General features: G+C 39.7%; 16 protein-coding genes. 10 read left to right on the top strand and 6 right to left on the bottom strand.

Translation table 11 applies throughout. The annotated features are described in order from the left end of the window. The first annotated feature begins 363 nt into the window (after positions 1-363). Entirely contained in the window at positions 364-906 is a 543-nt protein-coding gene (locus BLS33_RS06230; RefSeq protein ID WP_089886621.1) for a hypothetical protein, read from the top strand. A 66-nt stretch (positions 907-972) separates the two neighbouring features. On the opposite strand, the gene BLS33_RS06225 is transcribed toward BLS33_RS06230, so the two are convergent. The 6 genes from BLS33_RS06225 to BLS33_RS06200 form a co-directional block, all read right to left on the bottom strand. Beyond that, positions 973-1,971, bottom strand: coding sequence for an acyl-ACP desaturase (locus BLS33_RS06225; RefSeq protein ID WP_089886620.1), 999 nt, complete (start codon positions 1,969-1,971; stop codon positions 973-975). Between the two features lie 62 nt (positions 1,972-2,033). Continuing rightward, positions 2,034-2,765, bottom strand: a complete 732-nt coding sequence (locus BLS33_RS06220) for a metallophosphoesterase family protein (protein WP_089886619.1) — start codon at positions 2,763-2,765, stop codon at positions 2,034-2,036. Further along, on the bottom strand, positions 2,762-3,844 hold the full coding sequence (locus tag BLS33_RS06215) for a TFIIB-type zinc ribbon-containing protein (RefSeq protein ID WP_089886618.1): 1,083 nt from the start codon (positions 3,842-3,844) through the stop codon (positions 2,762-2,764). The genes BLS33_RS06220 and BLS33_RS06215 overlap by 4 nt, the downstream gene beginning before the upstream one ends. Before the next feature lie 126 nt (positions 3,845-3,970). Continuing rightward, entirely contained in the window at positions 3,971-5,107 is a 1,137-nt protein-coding gene (locus BLS33_RS06210; protein ID WP_089886617.1) for an SPFH domain-containing protein, read from the bottom strand. Between the two features lie 148 nt (positions 5,108-5,255). After that, positions 5,256-6,392 (bottom strand): ATP-binding protein, encoded by a 1,137-nt coding sequence (locus tag BLS33_RS06205; protein ID WP_089886616.1) that lies wholly within the window; start codon positions 6,390-6,392, stop codon positions 5,256-5,258. After that, complete coding sequence (locus BLS33_RS06200; protein WP_089887098.1) at positions 6,389-7,144, bottom strand: SDR family NAD(P)-dependent oxidoreductase; 756 nt, start codon at positions 7,142-7,144, stop codon at positions 6,389-6,391. The genes BLS33_RS06205 and BLS33_RS06200 overlap by 4 nt, the downstream gene beginning before the upstream one ends. 504 nt (positions 7,145-7,648) lie before the next feature. On the opposite strand from BLS33_RS06200, the gene BLS33_RS06195 reads away from it, so the two are divergent. The 9 genes from BLS33_RS06195 to BLS33_RS06155 all read left to right on the top strand — a co-directional run bounded on the left by BLS33_RS06195 (position 7,649) and on the right by BLS33_RS06155 (position 17,195). Continuing rightward, positions 7,649-8,650, top strand: coding sequence for an AAA family ATPase (locus BLS33_RS06195; protein ID WP_089886615.1), 1,002 nt, complete (start codon positions 7,649-7,651; stop codon positions 8,648-8,650). 90 nt (positions 8,651-8,740) lie between these two features. Beyond that, entirely contained in the window at positions 8,741-9,607 is an 867-nt protein-coding gene (locus BLS33_RS06190) for a DUF58 domain-containing protein (protein ID WP_089886614.1), read from the top strand. Positions 9,608-9,612: 5 nt separating this feature from the next. After that, positions 9,613-11,271, top strand: coding sequence for a BatD family protein (locus BLS33_RS06185; protein WP_317039836.1), 1,659 nt, complete (start codon positions 9,613-9,615; stop codon positions 11,269-11,271). Beyond that, positions 11,272-12,270 (top strand): vWA domain-containing protein, encoded by a 999-nt coding sequence (locus BLS33_RS06180; protein WP_089886613.1) that lies wholly within the window; start codon positions 11,272-11,274, stop codon positions 12,268-12,270. It begins immediately after the preceding gene. A gap of 61 nt (positions 12,271-12,331) precedes the next feature. Beyond that, the gene (locus tag BLS33_RS06175; RefSeq protein ID WP_089886612.1) at positions 12,332-13,384 is read left to right on the top strand and encodes a VWA domain-containing protein; all 1,053 of its coding nucleotides are present in this window, start codon (positions 12,332-12,334) and stop codon (positions 13,382-13,384) included. A 1-nt stretch (position 13,385) separates the two neighbouring features. After that, entirely contained in the window at positions 13,386-14,243 is an 858-nt protein-coding gene (locus BLS33_RS06170; protein WP_089886611.1) for a tetratricopeptide repeat protein, read from the top strand. Between the two features lie 23 nt (positions 14,244-14,266). Then, positions 14,267-16,027, top strand: coding sequence for a BatD family protein (locus BLS33_RS06165; RefSeq protein WP_245731305.1), 1,761 nt, complete (start codon positions 14,267-14,269; stop codon positions 16,025-16,027). Positions 16,028-16,034: 7 nt separating this feature from the next. Continuing rightward, a complete protein-coding gene (locus BLS33_RS06160) occupies positions 16,035-16,838 on the top strand; it encodes an SH3 domain-containing protein (protein WP_089886609.1) in 804 nt (267 codons plus the stop codon). Positions 16,839-16,895: 57 nt separating this feature from the next. Further along, positions 16,896-17,195 carry a hypothetical protein gene (locus tag BLS33_RS06155; protein WP_089886608.1) on the top strand — a complete coding sequence of 100 codons (300 nt, stop codon included), beginning with the start codon at positions 16,896-16,898 and terminating at the stop codon, positions 17,193-17,195. Positions 17,196-17,252 lie beyond the last annotated feature (57 nt).

Below are 17,252 nucleotides of genomic sequence, written 5' to 3'. Positions count from 1 at the left end.
AGAAATTGGAAGTTTGCGACTTCGCTATTATCGATGTCTTATCAATCCAACAACAATAATTGCGGCCTTTGTATCAAGAGTTATTCTTCTCTTTATTAAATTCCAAAACGTAACGAATTAATCCCGATTGAATATAAAAACATTCAAACCCCTGAAATTTCTCAGGCTTGATATTCAAACCGATATGTTTTTGAAGGTTATTTAATTTAATAATTTGGAAACACCTTTTTCGGATTTTTTTAAAGTTTTTTTAATACATTGCTAATCAGAAAACTAAATGAAATATAATTGAAGCGTGATATATTTGAATCTGCCCGAACATCGAGTATTATATATGGCAGATGAACCCTAAATAGAAAACATATGGATTTTTCAACTGTAACCATCGGATACTGGATTTTGACCGTTTTGATAGGGGCTCTTTGTGCCTATTTCGGGTATCGCTATGGCAAAGGGAAAAATACCTCGGTCGATAATTCGGGGAACCTTGTGTTATTTGAAAAGGAAATTGCCAAATTACAGACCGATCTTGATGCTTGCAAAGCGCGGCTTTCTTCCCAAATCGAGCCACCTGTAGAATCGGTTGTACCCGTGGTCGCACTCGTTTCCTTTGATGCTACTACAGCAAAAGCGGTAATGGGAAAAACCGTAAAAGAAGATGACCTGAAAATTATTGAGGGTATTGGGCCTAAAATAGAAGAAATGTTCCGCAATGCAGGAATAAGCACATGGAAATCACTATCGGAAACAGCAGTAGCCCAATGTCAAGAAATTTTAAGGGAAGGCGGCAGTCGCTTTAAAGTTCATGACCCGGCATCTTGGCCAATGCAGGCAAAAATGTGCTTTGAGGGCAAATGGGTCGAATTGGCCAGATGGCAAGACGAACATGACCACGGAAAGTTATAGGTGTATCATAAAAAAAATCCGATTCGTTTATGAACCGGATTTCCCCTATATATGTTAATAAAAAACTTAAATCATTCCGTTAGCCTCGACCCACTTAAAACGGTACTGATCCTTAGGATGCTGTATTCGTTCTGATATGCGCTGCAGACGATCTGGTAATTTCACCAAGTAATCCCTTGCCTTTTCTGCTTCATCTGAAAGACTTCTTACAGAATCTATTTGCCAATAGGCATTCAGTTTCTCAAGTATTTCAATATAGTCTTGGGCCGTATATACCCCTAAGCGTTGCGCGCAATTCGAAAAGTTTTCAAAGGCCGTTCCGATAGTTCCGCCTGATTCCCTTAAAAAATGGGCGGGCATCACAATTTTTTTCTTCATCATATCTGCAAAAGCCAACATCATACCCGAAGGATCTTCTCCCATTATTGTCTTCACAAACTCTCTGTAAGCTAAATGATGCCTCATCTCATCCCCAGCTATGATGGTACACATTTTACCTAAAAGCACATTTCCTTTTTTCTTTGCCATCTGACCAACCCTTTTGTGCGAAATATTCGTTGCCAGTTCTTGAAAAGAGGTGTAAACGAAGTTTTTATAAGGATCTCTATCGGTACCGATATCAAAACCATCAGAAATCAAATGTTGGGTCGTAATCTCTACCTCGCGCATATTCACTCTTCCTGATAGGTAGAGGTACTTATTTAGCACATCACCATGACGGTTTTCTTCACCAGTCCAGGCACGCACCCATTTAGACCATCCATTTGTTTTATTCTCCCCGTGTTGATCGATTCCTTCAACATCCATCAGCCAAGATTCATATGTTGGAAGCGCCTCTTCGGTAATCGTATCTGCGACCATGGTAACCCAAAAATCGTACCCCAGTTCTTTCGATTCTCCACGTAAGTCGGCCACAGCATCTAAAAATCCTTCGTTCTCCGAATTGGGAAGAAAATCAGACGGTTGCCATATATCTTCGATGGGAATCAAGAATGATTCCATAAATCCCTCCACCTGAGGCTCTATCGCCTGCATTACCTCTAATCTTATATTCTTTGTGGGCATTCTATGCTTTTTTACAAATTTCGTCAATAATATAGTAAAATCATTTAAAATAACAGCAATTTTTAATTTCTGCCATTTTCTTGCGGATAAAATGTATATACGGGATTGCTTTGATATACCTCCTTAGTAATTACATCAATCATGGAAAGCGGTCCCTTAAAGGCTGCACCGGTATCAATATTCCATACATTTGCCGCTCTTTCAGGTACAGCCAGGCCCGTTTTTGAAATTGGGGTATGACCTATATAAATCTCTTCATAATTCCGTAAACGTTGTGGATAGTACGCATCGGTTTTTGACAGCGCAGGGTTTAAGGAGCGTGCCAATTCCCAAAGTGTTCGATCCCAGTAAAAGGTTTTTTTAAAGTATTCGTGGTCAATACCTTTGAGATTGGTAAAGCCCGCATGTAAGAAAAGTCTATTCTCGGAATCTAGATAATAATTTTCCAGATTCTCATAGAAGTACATATGTGCCTCAATAGTTTTTTTACTTGCTTGCTCATAAGAAGCCATTGTAGCCCTACCCCCATGTTGTAACCAAAGCGGATTGTCTTCACCATCACGAAGCCAATCGTAACATAGTTCATCATGGTTTCCCCTTAAAAAAACACAGTTATGGGTAGTTTTAAGATTGAGCAAAAAGTCAACAGTCTCAACCGCTTGACTCCATCCGTCAACATAATCCCCTAAAAAAATAAGCTTGTCTTTTGTTGTAACCTCGGCTTTTTGAAGCAACTGCTTCAAGGCGTTTAGTCCCGAGTGTATATCTCCTATAGCTAATATTCTTGAACTCATTGTGCAAAAATCGCAATTATAGCGGCTATTACAAGAATAAAGAGAACCAAAAAGAAAATTTTCCAAAAAGAGTAGGGTCTTGTTCCACTTAACGTGCCGGTTTGACCATTGATATAGAACTGATACTCTTTACCATTATAGCGATATGAGCTGATATAAACGGGGAGCAAAATATGCTTGAACGTTTCATCGTTCAACTTGATATCAGCATGATGGATTCTTTGGGTATCTCCCCCAATATCTCTGCGGATCCATTGGTATGCAATCTTCTTTGCTTCCTGAAACGATTGATGATGCCCCTCTTTTAATGAGACCGTATATTTTTCCGTGACAAAACCTGATAGGTAATTCGAGTCAAAGGGCACAAGTTCCTTAACGTTCCAAAAAGCGATCTTAGAAGGAAGGTCTCTTCGTTTCTTTTGAGAAGCATTGATTAATATATCATCAATAAAACCGTTTACGGTGCCTGATGCACGTGACCACCTTGTTTTTCGTACCTGTCGTGTCTGGGTTCCATTTTTTGTTCTGACTCGTTGTGTCTCATAATAATAATCGCCGCGTTCCCCTTGATATGAGGCATACAGATTGGAGTCGAATGTCCAATAAGGCACATAGAGTCCGTGAAGCCCTTCAGCATCGATGGATGCCTTTTTTAAATTGTTGGGGGCGAACCAAATACCTTTTACCCAATTTTTGAAAATACCAAGGGCCTTTTTTTTGTCCAATTGAAAGGGGAGAACAGCCCCGGGTAAAATCCAGCCTTCCTTTTCAACATCTTCCCGAATCAAAGGCTCACCACAATACACACAATTCAATGACTTGTAATTTTCCTCAACATGCTGATTGGCTCCACAATTCTTACAGTTGAGCAAGTCGATGGTCTGAGTAAACGCATTCTCGCCCACAACCTTTAAATAGTGCTCTAATTCTAGTTCTTCAAAACTGCTTTTGGCCTGTTCTATAAACTCCTCATAACCGCAATATTCACATTTTATCTGATTTGAGCCGGGTTTGAATTTCATTTCTGCACCACAATTGGCGCACGACTTTTTGCTTTCCGATTTTTTCGTTTCTTCCATGAACAACACCTATCATTCCCAAGAATAATGGGGATTTTTTGAAGTAAATAGTTCGGACATATTGCTTATCTATAGTATCGATTAAAAGGATTCGTCTCCTTCACTGCATCCGTTTCGAACGAAATGCTATGCTGTTGGTAGCGGGGGTGGGGTATTCCCTCCTAAAAACGATTTAAGTTCTTCTACCTCTTTTAAGGCTGTCCAATTGGCCATGCCCTGTTTCCAAACCAAAGAATCTCTATTTATCGTTCTTGCGGCAAAAAGTTCCTTTAGCTTTTCAAAAGAGACCGGACCCATCTGTTGGCCTGAAGTAGCATAAAAGTACATGACTTGTGTGGGTACCTGCGGTGGGGCAATCGCTTGCGGCTGCTGTCCACCAAAGGGTTGTTGTGCTGCTTGCGGGTTCATCATATTTCCCATTTGTTGCGCAAGTACAAAACCCATGCCCATACCCATACCTGCACCTGCGGTACCACCTTCATTTTTGGCAGCCGCTTCCATTGCCTTCGCGGCCTTGAACTGGGCAAGCTTGGTCATATCAAGTTTATCTAATCGGCTATACTCAAAAATTTCTTTTTTAAGTTCCTCGGGCATGGAGACGTTTTCAATATAGAATTTTTCCAATTCTATACCCACACGCCCAAATTCGGGTTGCATTACTTCACGACACGTTTCCGATAGTTCGCTCGTATTTGCCGCATATAGTTCAATGGGCAGATTCGCCTCACCGACCGTATCGGTAAAACGGGTGACGACCAGACTCTTTAAATGTTCATTTATCTCGAAATTGGTAAAATTTCCGTCTGTGCCCACCACATCGACAACAAATTTGCCTGGATCATTTATCCTGAAACTGTAGGTGCCAAAGGCTCGTATTTCGACTAGGCCAAACCTTTCATCACTAAGCATAATCGGGTTTTTGGTTCCCCATTTCTCATCAGTAAAAAGGTGCGTATTTACAAAATAGACTTCCGCCTTAAACGGACTGTCAAAACCATACTTCCAACCTTTTAAGGTCGTTAAAACCGGTAAGTTTTTAGTATTCAAGGTATAGGTGCCCGGCTTGAAAATATCGGCCAGTTGTCCTTCATTTATGAAAACAGCGGTCTGACCTTCTCGAACAATTAGTTGCGCATTGTTCTTAATTTCATTCTGATAGCGTTCAAACCGATGTACAATCGTGTCATTGGTATTGTCCAACCACTCGATAATGTCTATAAATTCGTGACTGAGTTTCTTTTTGATCTCGTTGAATATGTCCATCTTACTGCTGTTTTAAATTTTTCAAAAAGATAGGCATTTCTTTAAAGTGCGCAAAGAGGATGACTACCTATTTCTAAGAATGGAAAGCTCATAATTTGATAAAAAAACAAATCAAAAAAATTATTTTTATCGTACGGCTGCTACGTCTTTAATTATATCTCACTTTTCTTAAAATCCGTAATGCCTCTTTCAATGAAGCATAGATTTTGTCATCATATTGCTTGAGTAATGGCCTTGCAATTTCCATTTGATCTATTGCCTCTTCAAATCCATTTAGATAACAAATCAGATAGGTGTCGGGAAGGTTCTTAAGATCTTCTCTTTCCGACGGCTTAACTTCCATTTTATTTTTTACTTTATGAAGTAAGGTGTTGTTGACATTGTAGATATGGTGCAACGTTTTCTTATCGAATTGAGGAGGTTCGAAAATTAAATCACTCTGTATTTGATATGTACCATTATCGTCAAAAGTAAGCACCATTTTTTCCAAAGGGTAGTAAGCCTGATTTTTACCAAGCCCAAGTTGTACATACTCCATCGTAGAAAAAGACTGTTCATCATAAGTAATAGTGATTTCATCCAAGGTTGAATAAAACAATTTTACCTGTTCGTTGATCAGTTCAATATCGACCCTAGAATAATAAACGTTGTCTTTTACCTTCTTTCGGTTTCCGGCCCAACAGACAACAAATTGTTCCTTAAAAACCTTATAACTACTTTCAAGGTCTTTATGGCGGTTATTGATAAAATCAATAACTCCATCTAAGGTGAGTTCTATATTATTACGTGCATGCTGTTCAATTGTAGCCACGACATCGGCATTGATATTTTTTAGTTCAATGCCATATGCCTTTGGCATGCTGATACTTCCTTCACGAAAGAAAACAGCCCCCCCATAATATTTCCAGATATTTTTTCGAAGCGCACAAACCTTTCCATTGGACCTAATGGTAACCAGCCCAACAACTTTGCCTTCGGGCAAATGGGGAAACGGAATGTTCTCATATGATATCAACGGAGGATTATCTAAATAGGCATTGACCAAATTCTGAATCTTGCTATCATCAAAAAAATCAACTCCGACAATTTTGTTGTCTTCATCTTCTACCCCAATGACAATAAACGAGTTGTTTTTAGGGTTGCTGTTGGCCAAGGCACAAACGTGTTTAAGAAATTTTCCTTTTCCCTCCTTTTGGCCAATATCAATAAAGCGTTTCTTGTCGTAAAAACTATTCTCGTCATTATGGGCGAGCAAGTTCTTTACCAATAGCCGTTTGTTAATCATTGGTCTTTCTTCCAAATAGTGGCAGATGCTTGTGCCGTTGGTGTTACTATCAGATCTGCAATGTTCACATGTGGGGGTCGTGTGACTACAAAGAGCAACGTTTCTGCAATATCTTCAGCAACAAGAGGCTGAAACCCTTTGTAAACATCGGCCGCCTTTTCATCGTCTCCTTTGAATCGCACGTTACTGAATTCGGTTTCGACCGCCCCAGGGTTTACTGCCCCTACACGAATGCCATATTGGTTCAAATCTATTCGCATACCCTTCGTCAGGGCATCAACGGCATGTTTGCTAGCACAGTATACGTTTCCTTTGGGGTAAACCTCTTTCCCTGCCGTCGACCCAATATTTATAATATGTCCCGATTTCTTTTCAATCATTTTCGGAATCACTGCCTTGGAAACATAGAGCAGCCCTTTTACATTAATATCGATCATGGCATCCCAATCGTCAATGCTTCCACTCTCAATTGGATCCAGCCCATGGGCATTACCGGCATTGTTAATTAAAATATCAATGGTCGAAAAATCTTCAGGTAGTGAATTTATCGATTTGATTACGGAATTTCTATCTCGCGCATCAAAATTCAAGGTAAGAACCTTCGTTTGCTTACCGAGGGCTTTACTTAGTTCATCAAGCCGATCTTGACGTCTACCACATAAAATAAGATTAAATTTTTTCGTTGCAAAAAGTTCGGCGGTGGCTTTACCAATTCCACTAGTAGCGCCGGTAATAAGTACGGTTTTACTCATAAACATTCTTTTAAATAATTTGAAATCCCAGAACATTCTGGTCTAAGATTAAATCCGTTAAAAAAGACTACTTTTAAAACTCCAAATCGGCACATTAAACGCAAATTCCAATACAAGATAATTTTTGACTAAAAAAACTCCTTCTATAAATAGCCTTTTTAAAAAATCCATAAACGGCTTTTCTGGATATGTTCAACTTAAATATCGTTATGACAAACTTGGCGATTGCCTCTTTCAATCAATGGTGCCCCAAGGGTATTATTTCAGTTTTAGACAATTCTTTTCTACAGATGTCTCAAGCCGTGAATCATGCCATAATCTTAGAAAAAGAGTTAAAGTTTTCCATAGGTGTGTGAAATTAAAAAGAAATCCCTTAAAAACTTCATAAAAATAAGGGGTTGTGCCATTTTTTAACCAATCGTTAACAGCTACTCAATGAATAAATTTTCAATTTGCACCCCTATTAACCATTATACCGATCAACACCAAAATTTATAAAAATATATGGAGGAAAATACTACTGTGGATATTAGTGCGGTGAACGAGAAAATCGCCAACGAAAGTGCTTTTATAGATTTGCTTACCTTCGAAATGAACAAGGTCATAGTTGGTCAGAAACATATGGTCGAAAGGCTACTTATCGGTCTGTTGGGCCAAGGCCATATTCTATTGGAAGGAGTACCCGGTCTTGCTAAAACCTTGGCGATAAATACGCTATCTAAAGCCGTAAAGGGAAGCTTTAGTAGAATACAATTTACCCCAGACCTTTTACCGGCCGATGTTGTAGGTACCATGATCTACAACATGAAATTGAATGATTTTTCAATTAAGAAAGGTCCGATTTTCGCCAATTTCGTTTTAGCCGATGAAATCAACCGTGCTCCCGCAAAGGTTCAATCCGCCTTATTGGAAGCCATGCAGGAAAAACAGGTAACCATTGGTGATGAAACCTTTATTTTGGACAAACCTTTTTTGGTGATGGCCACCCAAAACCCTGTCGAACAAGAAGGCACCTATCCGCTTCCTGAGGCACAAGTTGACCGTTTTATGTTGAAAACGGTGATTGACTATCCAAAAATGAACGAAGAACAGTTGATAATGCGTCAAAATTTATTATCAACCTACGAAGAGGTCAAGCCCGTCGTTTCTATAGATCAGATTTTGAGTGCACAAAAGGCTGTTCGGGAGGTCTATATGGACGAAAAAATAGAAAAATATATATTGGATCTTGTCTTCGCGACACGTTATCCTGAAAAATATAATTTGGAAAGCTTGAAACCCTTGATAAGCTTCGGGGCTTCTCCCAGAGGTAGTATAAATCTGGGTAATGCGGCTAAATGTTTTGCTTTCATTAAACGTCGCGGCTATGTAGTGCCGGAAGATGTCAGGGCGGTAGTACATGATGTGCTTAGACATCGTATTGGAATAACTTACGAGGCCGAAGCGGAAAACGTCACTTCAGAAGAAATCATCAACAAGATCGTTAACGAGATCGAAGTACCTTAGAAGAGTGGGCAGTTAGCAGTTGCAGTCGCCATTGAAATTCTTTAATTGGTAGCGACTTGAGCTCGCTTGCCGAAAACTGTTTACCGAGAAATGGATACCAAAGAATTACTTAAAAAAGTTCGAAAGATCGAAATAAAGACGCGACGTCTTTCCGATCACATTTTTGGAGGAGAGTACCACTCTACCTTCAAAGGACGTGGTATGACATTCAGCGAAGTGCGACAATATCAGTTCGGAGACGACGTACGGAGCATCGATTGGAACGTCACCGCCCGCTATAATGAACCTTATGTAAAGGTTTTTGAAGAAGAGCGGGAACTTACGATGATGTTGATGGTCGATGTCAGTGGTTCAGAATATTTTGGTACTACCAATCAATTTAAAAAAGAAATCATCACTGAAATATCGGCCACACTTGCATTTTCAGCGTTGCAGAACAATGACAAAGCCGGGTTGATTCTTTTTTCCGATGAAATCGAGCTTTTTATTCCTCCCAAAAAAGGAAAGAGCCATGTGCTTCGAATCATTCGTGAACTGCTTGAGTTTAGACCAAAAAGTAATAAGACAGATGTTGCCGGGGCTTTAAAGTACCTGACCAACGTAATGAAAAAGAAGGCTATCGTTTTTGTACTATCCGACTTTATTGCCGAAGATTATGAGCGCACGTTAAAGATAATCGGAAACAAACACGATGTTACGGGAATACGCGTTTACGACGAACGTGAAGAGCAGATACCCAATTTAGGCATGGTACAAATGGAAGATGCAGAGACCGGCACCGTTCAATTGGTCAACACCCAATCGAAAAGGGTGCGTAGGGCATATGCGAGTTACCAAGAAGAACGCGTCGAATATTTTAAGAATAGTTTTACCAAATCGGGTTGCGGCGTATTAAGTTGCAGGGTCGATGAAAGTTATGTAAAAAAATTGTTGGGTTATTTTAAGCGAAGAGGCTGATTTCAATGAAAAACGAAAAGGTAATACAAAATTATTATAAATCGCAGGTTTTGCGGTGTATGGTCGCATGCCTGATTTTTATTTGTGCTTTTCAAGGCTTTTCACAAAACATACCATCCGTACGCTCTGAGGTCGATACGACTAGCATTAAAATAGGGGAACAAATAAATTTTAAGGTGACCGTTGAGGCCGATTCTACGGCGCAGGTTATTTTTCCGGAAGGGCAAACCTTCTCTCCCCTAGAAACCGTTGAGGCCTTTGCAACCGACACAACTAAAAAAAGTGACAGATATACACTTCAAAAAATTTACGCGCTTACCCAATTCGATTCAGGCTCTTACAAATTACCTGCCCAACGTATCGAAATTGATGGTAAGGGTTATTTCACCGACTCATTGGAAATTGAGGTAGCTAATATCCCCGTCGACACGCTCGCACAAAAAATGTACGATATCAAGCCATTGATGGAGGTGCAAAAAAGTAACACACAATTCTGGAAAATACTACTGGGCATTCTTATTGGGTTGGTTGTGCTAGGCGGACTTATTTATTGGTTCTTTTTTCGGAAAAAACCATTGACCGAAGCGGAAAAAGAAGCTTTGTTACCACCCTATGACAGAGCGCTTTTGGAGCTGAAAAAGCTCGAAAATTCGAAATACCTGATACAAGACGAATATAAAGAATACTATACCGAACTTACGGCCATTGTACGTTCTTACCTTGAAGAGGATGCCCATGTATCGGCATTGGAAAGTACAACAGATGAACTAATCACCAAATTGGAAATGTTGAAGGATGCGGGGGAACTGAAGCTTGACCATGACACCCTTCATCAATTCAAACGCATTTTGCAGACCGCGGATTTGGTAAAATTTGCCAAATCAAAACCGGACACGACAGTGGCGGAACAAGATAGGAAATCGATCGAACAAATCGTAATAAAGACCCACGATGCACTTCCAGAGCCCACCGAGGAAGAATTGATGGAACAAGAAGAATACCTAGAAGAATTGGCTCGAAAGCAACAAAGAAAAAAATGGGTGTTGACAGCGGGCATCGCTGTGGGAGCGATACTAATTGCCATCGTATCTTTAGCCGCGTATTATGGTCCAGGGTATGTATGGGATACGGTTACCGGAAATGCTTCGAAGCGACTTTTGGAAAAGGAATGGGTTTCGAGTTCTTATGGGTACCCTCCTATAGATCTTGAAACACCTGAAGTTCTGGTTAGACAGAATATCAAGCTTCCTCCAGAGGCAAAGGCAAATATTCAAGAGTTGCAGACTTTTATATACCAAAATGATGCAACCCTTCTTACGATTGCCACAACATCAACAACCTTTGCCCAACCCGTTGAGCCTGATCATGAAAAAACCATAGAACAGCTACTGAAAAACTTTGAGAAAAAGGGAGCAAAAAATATTATTACCAAACAAGAGGAATTCTCGACAATTACCGGGGTAAAGGGAATAAAAACTTATGGAAGCGGAAAATTCAAGGTGCCTGACTCATCGAAACTGGTCACCGGAAAATATGTAATATTAAGTTTTGGAGGCAAAGGCTTTCAACAACAAGTGTTACTGACTTGGCAAGAAGATGATACCTACGCCCAAGAAATTGTAGATCGTATATTAAAAACCGTAGAGGTAAAAACAGAGGCATAGATGTTCGAAAATATATCATTTGCAAACCCTGAGTTCTTTTGGCTACTGTTATTGCTGCCATTAGCTGCGCTATGGTATTTTTTCAAGCGAAATGAACAAAGTGCATCCCTTAAAATTTCAAGTATCAAGGGGTTTTCCAAAGGAGGACTACTTCCTAAGCTAAAACCCATGTTGTTTCTATTTAGATTATTGGCATTGGCGGCAATTATCGTAGCTATGGCACGCCCCCAAACCGAAGATATTTCTACTAGAACAAAGACAACCAAAGGTATCGATATTGTAATGACCATTGATGTCTCTTCAAGTATGCTCGCCAGAGATTTAAAACCGAACCGATTATCGGCATTGAAAAAGGTAGCTTCTGATTTTATAAAGAAAAGACCGAATGACAGAATAGGGTTAGTGGCCTACGCAGGGGAAGCATTTACCAAAACTCCCATTACGAGTGATAAATCAATCGTTCTCAACGCACTACGAGAAATAACCTACGGGCAATTGAACGATGGAACCGCAATAGGAATGGGATTGGCCACATCGGTGAACAGGTTGAAAGAAAGTAAGGCCGTCAGCAAAATAATTATATTGTTAACAGACGGTGTCAATAATTCGGGTTTTATCGAACCCCAGACCGCCGCAGATCTCGCTGTTGAATTTGGAATAAAAACTTATACGATAGGCCTTGGCACGAATGGCAACGCCTTAACCCCCATTTCTTACAATGCCGACGGGTCTTTTAGATATGGCATGCGTCAAGTCGAAATTGACGAAACTTTGTTAAAGGATATTGCAAATGCTACGGGTGGACAATATTTTAGGGCCACCAACAACGAGAAATTAGAGGCTATTTACGACGAAATAAACAAACTTGAGAAAACAGAAATAGAAGAGTTCAAATACTATAAATATGAAGAAAAATTTCGGCCATGGGTGCTTTTGGCAGGGGCTTTGTTAGTATTTGAATGGCTATTGCGAAATTCATTGTTTAGAAGTTTTATTTAAATTAAAGCGTACGCCCATCAAATATTGAAAACTGTTTGGGCTTGAGAGAGAAGACAAAAAAATGATACAGTTAGACGAAAAAATATATTTTTATCTATTGGCGATTATCCCGGTGATGATCGTTCTATTCGTGCTGTTGCTGATTTGGAAGAAAAAAACCCAAAAGAAATTCGCAGACCCTGCTTTATTAAAGCGATTAACCCCCAACAAGTCTAATTTCAAGTCTACGCTAAAACTATTGTTTTTCTTATTAGGAATAACATTTCTGACCTTAGGTCTGGTCAACCCCAAAATTGGCACAAAATTGGAAACGGTTAAACGGGAAGGCGTTGACATCGTATTTGCCTTAGATGTCTCGAAAAGTATGTTGGCCGAAGATATCGCTCCCAACCGCATCGAAAAAGCGAAAAGATTGATTTCTGAAATTATCAACCAATTGGCCAGTGACCGCATAGGTATTATCGCCTACGCCGGGCAAGCTTTTCCGCAACTTCCGATTACAACGGATTATGGCGCGGCAAAAATGTTCTTGCAGAGTATGAATACCGATATGCTCACCTCGCAAGGGACCGCAATAAATGAAGCTGTTGAACTGGCAACTACCTACTATGATGATGAAGAGCAGACCAATAGAGTGCTATTTATTGTTTCAGATGGTGAGGATCATTCCGAAGGTTCGGCATTAGACGCGGTCGAGCCTGCCGTAGAGGAGGGTATACAAATTTTCACTATTGGAGTCGGCAAATCCAAAGGAGCTCCAATTCCCATAAAACGCAACGGAGTGGTCGAAAGTTTAAAAAAAGACGCTCAGGGAGAAGTCGTAATATCCAAGTTGAACCAAAAAGTTCTTGAAGATATTGCCGAAGAAGGAAACGGCGAATACATCGACGGCACAAATACGGAAGAAGCCGTGAACAGGATTAAAGAACTGTTAAACCAAATGGACAAAACTGAATTCGAGGCCAAACAATTTGCAGAGTACAAAGACCAATTTCAATGGTTTTTGGGAGCAGGGCTGTTGTTTCTATTTTTAGATGTTTTTATATTGGACAGAAAAACGAAATGGCTGAAAAAATTGAATTTGTTCAACGAAAAAAACGAAGAAATTCTATAACATGAAAAAATTGATTTTCATATTGATGTTGTTGGGCTGCTTGGCAAATGCCCAAGAAACCGAAAAAGAAAATCGTGACGCCCTTCGGGCTTCCGAGAACCTTACTTGGGAGGCAAATGCCGCACTTTCTGAAAACAAATTCGTCGAAGCGGAAATCGACTATAGAAAGGCGATTTCAAAAAGTGAGAAGAACGCAGCAGCACCCTATAATTTAGGTAACGCCTATTACAACAAAGAAACTTATAGCGAAGCTTTTGGGCGTTTTAAGCAGGCCGGCGAGTCAGCTACCGATAAAATGGACAAGCACAAAGCGTACCATAATATGGGCAACGTTTTTATGAAACGTAAAGAATACGAAAAAGCAATAGAGGCCTATAAAGAAGCGTTAAGGAACGACCCCAAGGACGAGGAAACCCGTTATAACCTTGCCCTGGCAAAAGAAATGCTTAAAAAAGAGCAAGAACAAAACGAACAAAACGAGGACAACAAAGACAATCAAGACCAAGAAGATAAAAAGGACCAAGACCAGAAGAACGAGGGCGACAATAAAGAAGATCAGAAAGATCAAGACGAGCAAGATAAAGGCGACGAGGGCGATAAAGGTGATGAAGGAGACGAAAAAGAAGATAATAAAGAAGGTGAGGGGGATGAAAAGGAAGAACAAAAGAAACAGCCCGACCAAGGCGACAAATCTGAAGAAGAACAGAATCAGCAACAGCAACCCAGACCCAACCAGTTGAGCAAGCAACAAATTCAAAACCTGTTAGATGCCATGCAGAACGAGGAGAAAAAGGTGCAAGAAAAAATTGATGCACAAAAGGTCAAAGGCGTGAAAGTTAAAAATGAGAAGGATTGGTAATGGGCTTTAAAAAATATATCGCAATGTTTTCCCTATTTTTCACATTCATCTTGATGAATGCGCAGGATAAGGATGCGGTAACTTTTGAAGTAGAACTGAGCAAAGAAAAGTTGGGCATCAACGAACGTTTACGCGTCGATTTTGTTATGAATAAAGACGGAGACGAATTCAATCCTCCTGATTTTGAGGGCTTTCGGGTTCTTATGGGGCCCTCTCAACGAATTAGTTCCTCATGGTTCAATGGGGTAAGAAGTTATTCAAAGACGTACTCCTATACTTTAGCGCCGACAGCCCGTGGAAAATTTTCAATTAAACAGGCCTCTATTGTTATTGAAGGCAAAACTTATAAATCACTTTCAAAACAGGTCGAGGTTACAGCGGCCGTCGACAAGCCGAGCGGAGAGAAAACAGTAGACGATGTGGCCGATGAGAGCCTGCATTTGGTTGCAGAGGTGTCAAAGACCGACCCTTTTTTAAATGAAGCCTTAAGTGTCGTATACAAACTATATGTTAGTCCCTCAATAAGTGTATCTAATTACCGGCCTTTAGACAATCCTAAATACAATAATTTTTGGAGCCAAGACATACCAGTTTCCAAACTTAGTGCCCAAAATGGTACCTATCAAGGTAAGCCTTACCGCTATGTGATATTAAAAAGAGTCGTGCTTTATCCTCAAAAATCAGGGAAACTTGAAATTGAACCCCTTTCTCTAGAGGTCACCGTAGATGTACCAACCAATAAACGTGATTTCTTTGGTGGACGCATTTATTCCCAAACAAACAAAACAGTTTCGGCGGGCAACCGTACAATTACGGTAAAAGCACTCCCTTCTGAAGGAAAACCTCTTAATTTCGGAGGAGCAGTTGGTGATTTCGACTTTTCGGTTACTACGAGTAAAACAAGACTCAATGCCTCGGAGTCACTACAGGCGAAAGTCGAGGTCAGCGGAAAAGGAAACCTAAAACTTTTTCAACTGCCCGAACCCAATCTCCCCAGTTCTTTAGAGGTTTATGACCCAGAATTTGAAGAAGGTGTTCGCACTACCCTTTCGGGCATGCAGGGAAAAGTAAGTAACAGTTACACCATCGTACCTTCATTCAAAGGAAAATACCCTATTCCGAGCATCTCTTTCAGCTATTTTGATCCAGCCACGGAGAAATACAAGAATTTGAGCTCCGAAGAGATTATGATAGACGTAGTTCAAGGACCTAGCAGTGGATCCGCCGCCCAGACTGGAGCCATTCCCAGCACTGGAAACAAACAAACTGTCGTAACCACTGGAGATCAATTCAATTTTATAAAACTAAATTCGAATCTAACGAACATAGGGTTAACGCATTTCTTTGGTTCTACCTCCTTCTATTTATGGCTCTTATTACCGTTAGTATTAATTCCCTTAACAATTGTCACTGGCAAGAAAAGAGAGGCCATTGCCAGCGATGTAGTGGGCAACAAAATAAAAAGGGCAAACAAGCTCGCGCGAAAATATTTATCAAAGGCAAAAAAAGAGCTCGGCAACAAAGAAGCATTTTATATTGCCCTTGAAAAAGCGCTACATAACTATCTGAAGGCAAAACTGAAAATTGAAACTTCAGAATTCAGCAAAGACAAAATTGCAACATTGCTGACAGAGAAGAAAGTCGATATTGCCACCAAAGACGGATTTATAGCATTACTTCAAAATTGCGAAATGGCACGATATAGTCCATTTTCTGAAGTACAGATGCAGCAAGATTACGACAAAGCCAGTGAGGTGATTTCTCAAATGGACAAGCAATTGTAACCAAAAAATGAGAACACGAAAGGATATAATCAATGACTTGAAAAAAAGCGAATTGAAAAAAATAATTACAATATTTTCACTTCTTATATGCTTTTGGGCCTCGGCACAAAGTGAAGCTCTTTTTAATCGGGCCACTACAGCCTATAATGAAGGCAACTATGAACAGGCTGCAGAAAACTACCTGAAAATTTTAGAAAACGGGCAGCACTCTTCCGAGCTCTATTTCAACTTGGGCAACTGTTACTATAAGCTCAATCATATCGCACCAAGCATCTATTATTATGAGAAGGCGCTACTATTAAAACCTAATGATCCCGAGATAAAAAACAATTTGGCCTATGCTCAAAATATGACCTTAGATGCCATAGAACCGCTACCCAAAACTATATTCGCCAAAATATATAAGAGTACAGTGAAGGCTTTGTCTTTTGACCAATGGGCCTACTTGGCCATAGCTTTTATGTTTCTATTTGTCATCTCCTATATTGCATTTTATTTTTTTCGTTTTTCTTCACGAAAGCGTTTGGCATTTGTAATAAGCATAATTTCATTGCTCCTTATGTTAGTAGGCATTATTTTCGCATATTTGGGCTATCGAGAGTTTAAAAAAGACAATCCTGCAATAATCTTCTCGGAAGAAACAATGGTGAAATCTGAACCCAATAAAAGAAGCCAGGCGATATTCACCCTACATGAAGGAGCAAAAGTCAATGTCGTTGATGTACTCAACGATTGGAAGAAAATTGAGATTGCTGACGGTAAAACAGGCTGGATTTCTTCAGAAGATTTAAAAATGTTGAAAGATTTTTAATATTTCTTTAACGCATAATGAGTCTTTCGATAGTATTTTTGCAACAAATGCCGTTCAATGATTAGATCGACAATAATTATTACTCTTTTATCAATATGGCTTTTTGCCATTTTTGCACCCCCTATCATTTCTTTATTGAATAGTGATGGAAGTACCATCATTACCGTAAACTTAAATGAAGAGGAGCAACCGGAACAAGGGAAAAAAAATATTGCCGAAAAAAAGATTGTTTACGACAACACGAATTATTCTTTTTTAGCCCAGCTTAAAAACTCTACATCAAGTGACTTCTACCTTTTGGCAAACTTTGACCATACGTTAGAAATAATTCTTCCTCCCCCCGAATCGCTTATCTAGTTCCATTAATAAATTTCAATAAAATCATCCTGAGAGACTATGAAAATACTTTCATAA

Source organism: Kriegella aquimaris (assembly GCF_900103215.1).
GTDB classification, from domain to species: domain Bacteria; phylum Bacteroidota; class Bacteroidia; order Flavobacteriales; family Flavobacteriaceae; genus Kriegella; species Kriegella aquimaris.
The sequence above is the reverse complement of the archived record's forward strand: the minus strand, read 5'-3'. Positions and strand labels throughout refer to the sequence as shown.

Excerpts from the sequence above, each read along its gene's own strand:
- BLS33_RS06230 (WP_089886621.1), top strand. The coding sequence starts at position 364 with ATGGATTTTTCAACTGTAACCATCGGATACTGGATTTTGACCGTTTTG.
- BLS33_RS06225 (WP_089886620.1), bottom strand. The coding sequence starts at position 1,971 with ATGCCCACAAAGAATATAAGATTAGAGGTAATGCAGGCGATAGAGCCT.
- BLS33_RS06220 (WP_089886619.1), bottom strand. The coding sequence starts at position 2,765 with ATGAGTTCAAGAATATTAGCTATAGGAGATATACACTCGGGACTAAAC.
- BLS33_RS06215 (WP_089886618.1), bottom strand. The coding sequence starts at position 3,844 with ATGGAAGAAACGAAAAAATCGGAAAGCAAAAAGTCGTGCGCCAATTGT.
- BLS33_RS06210 (WP_089886617.1), bottom strand. The coding sequence starts at position 5,107 with ATGGACATATTCAACGAGATCAAAAAGAAACTCAGTCACGAATTTATA.
- BLS33_RS06205 (WP_089886616.1), bottom strand. The coding sequence starts at position 6,392 with ATGATTAACAAACGGCTATTGGTAAAGAACTTGCTCGCCCATAATGAC.
- BLS33_RS06200 (WP_089887098.1), bottom strand. The coding sequence starts at position 7,144 with ATGAGTAAAACCGTACTTATTACCGGCGCTACTAGTGGAATTGGTAAA.
- BLS33_RS06195 (WP_089886615.1), top strand. The coding sequence starts at position 7,649 with ATGGAGGAAAATACTACTGTGGATATTAGTGCGGTGAACGAGAAAATC.
- BLS33_RS06190 (WP_089886614.1), top strand. The coding sequence starts at position 8,741 with ATGGATACCAAAGAATTACTTAAAAAAGTTCGAAAGATCGAAATAAAG.
- BLS33_RS06185 (WP_317039836.1), top strand. The coding sequence starts at position 9,613 with ATGAAAAACGAAAAGGTAATACAAAATTATTATAAATCGCAGGTTTTG.
- BLS33_RS06180 (WP_089886613.1), top strand. The coding sequence starts at position 11,272 with ATGTTCGAAAATATATCATTTGCAAACCCTGAGTTCTTTTGGCTACTG.
- BLS33_RS06175 (WP_089886612.1), top strand. The coding sequence starts at position 12,332 with ATGATACAGTTAGACGAAAAAATATATTTTTATCTATTGGCGATTATC.
- BLS33_RS06170 (WP_089886611.1), top strand. The coding sequence starts at position 13,386 with ATGAAAAAATTGATTTTCATATTGATGTTGTTGGGCTGCTTGGCAAAT.
- BLS33_RS06165 (WP_245731305.1), top strand. The coding sequence starts at position 14,267 with ATGTTTTCCCTATTTTTCACATTCATCTTGATGAATGCGCAGGATAAG.
- BLS33_RS06160 (WP_089886609.1), top strand. The coding sequence starts at position 16,035 with ATGAGAACACGAAAGGATATAATCAATGACTTGAAAAAAAGCGAATTG.
- BLS33_RS06155 (WP_089886608.1), top strand. The coding sequence starts at position 16,896 with ATGATTAGATCGACAATAATTATTACTCTTTTATCAATATGGCTTTTT.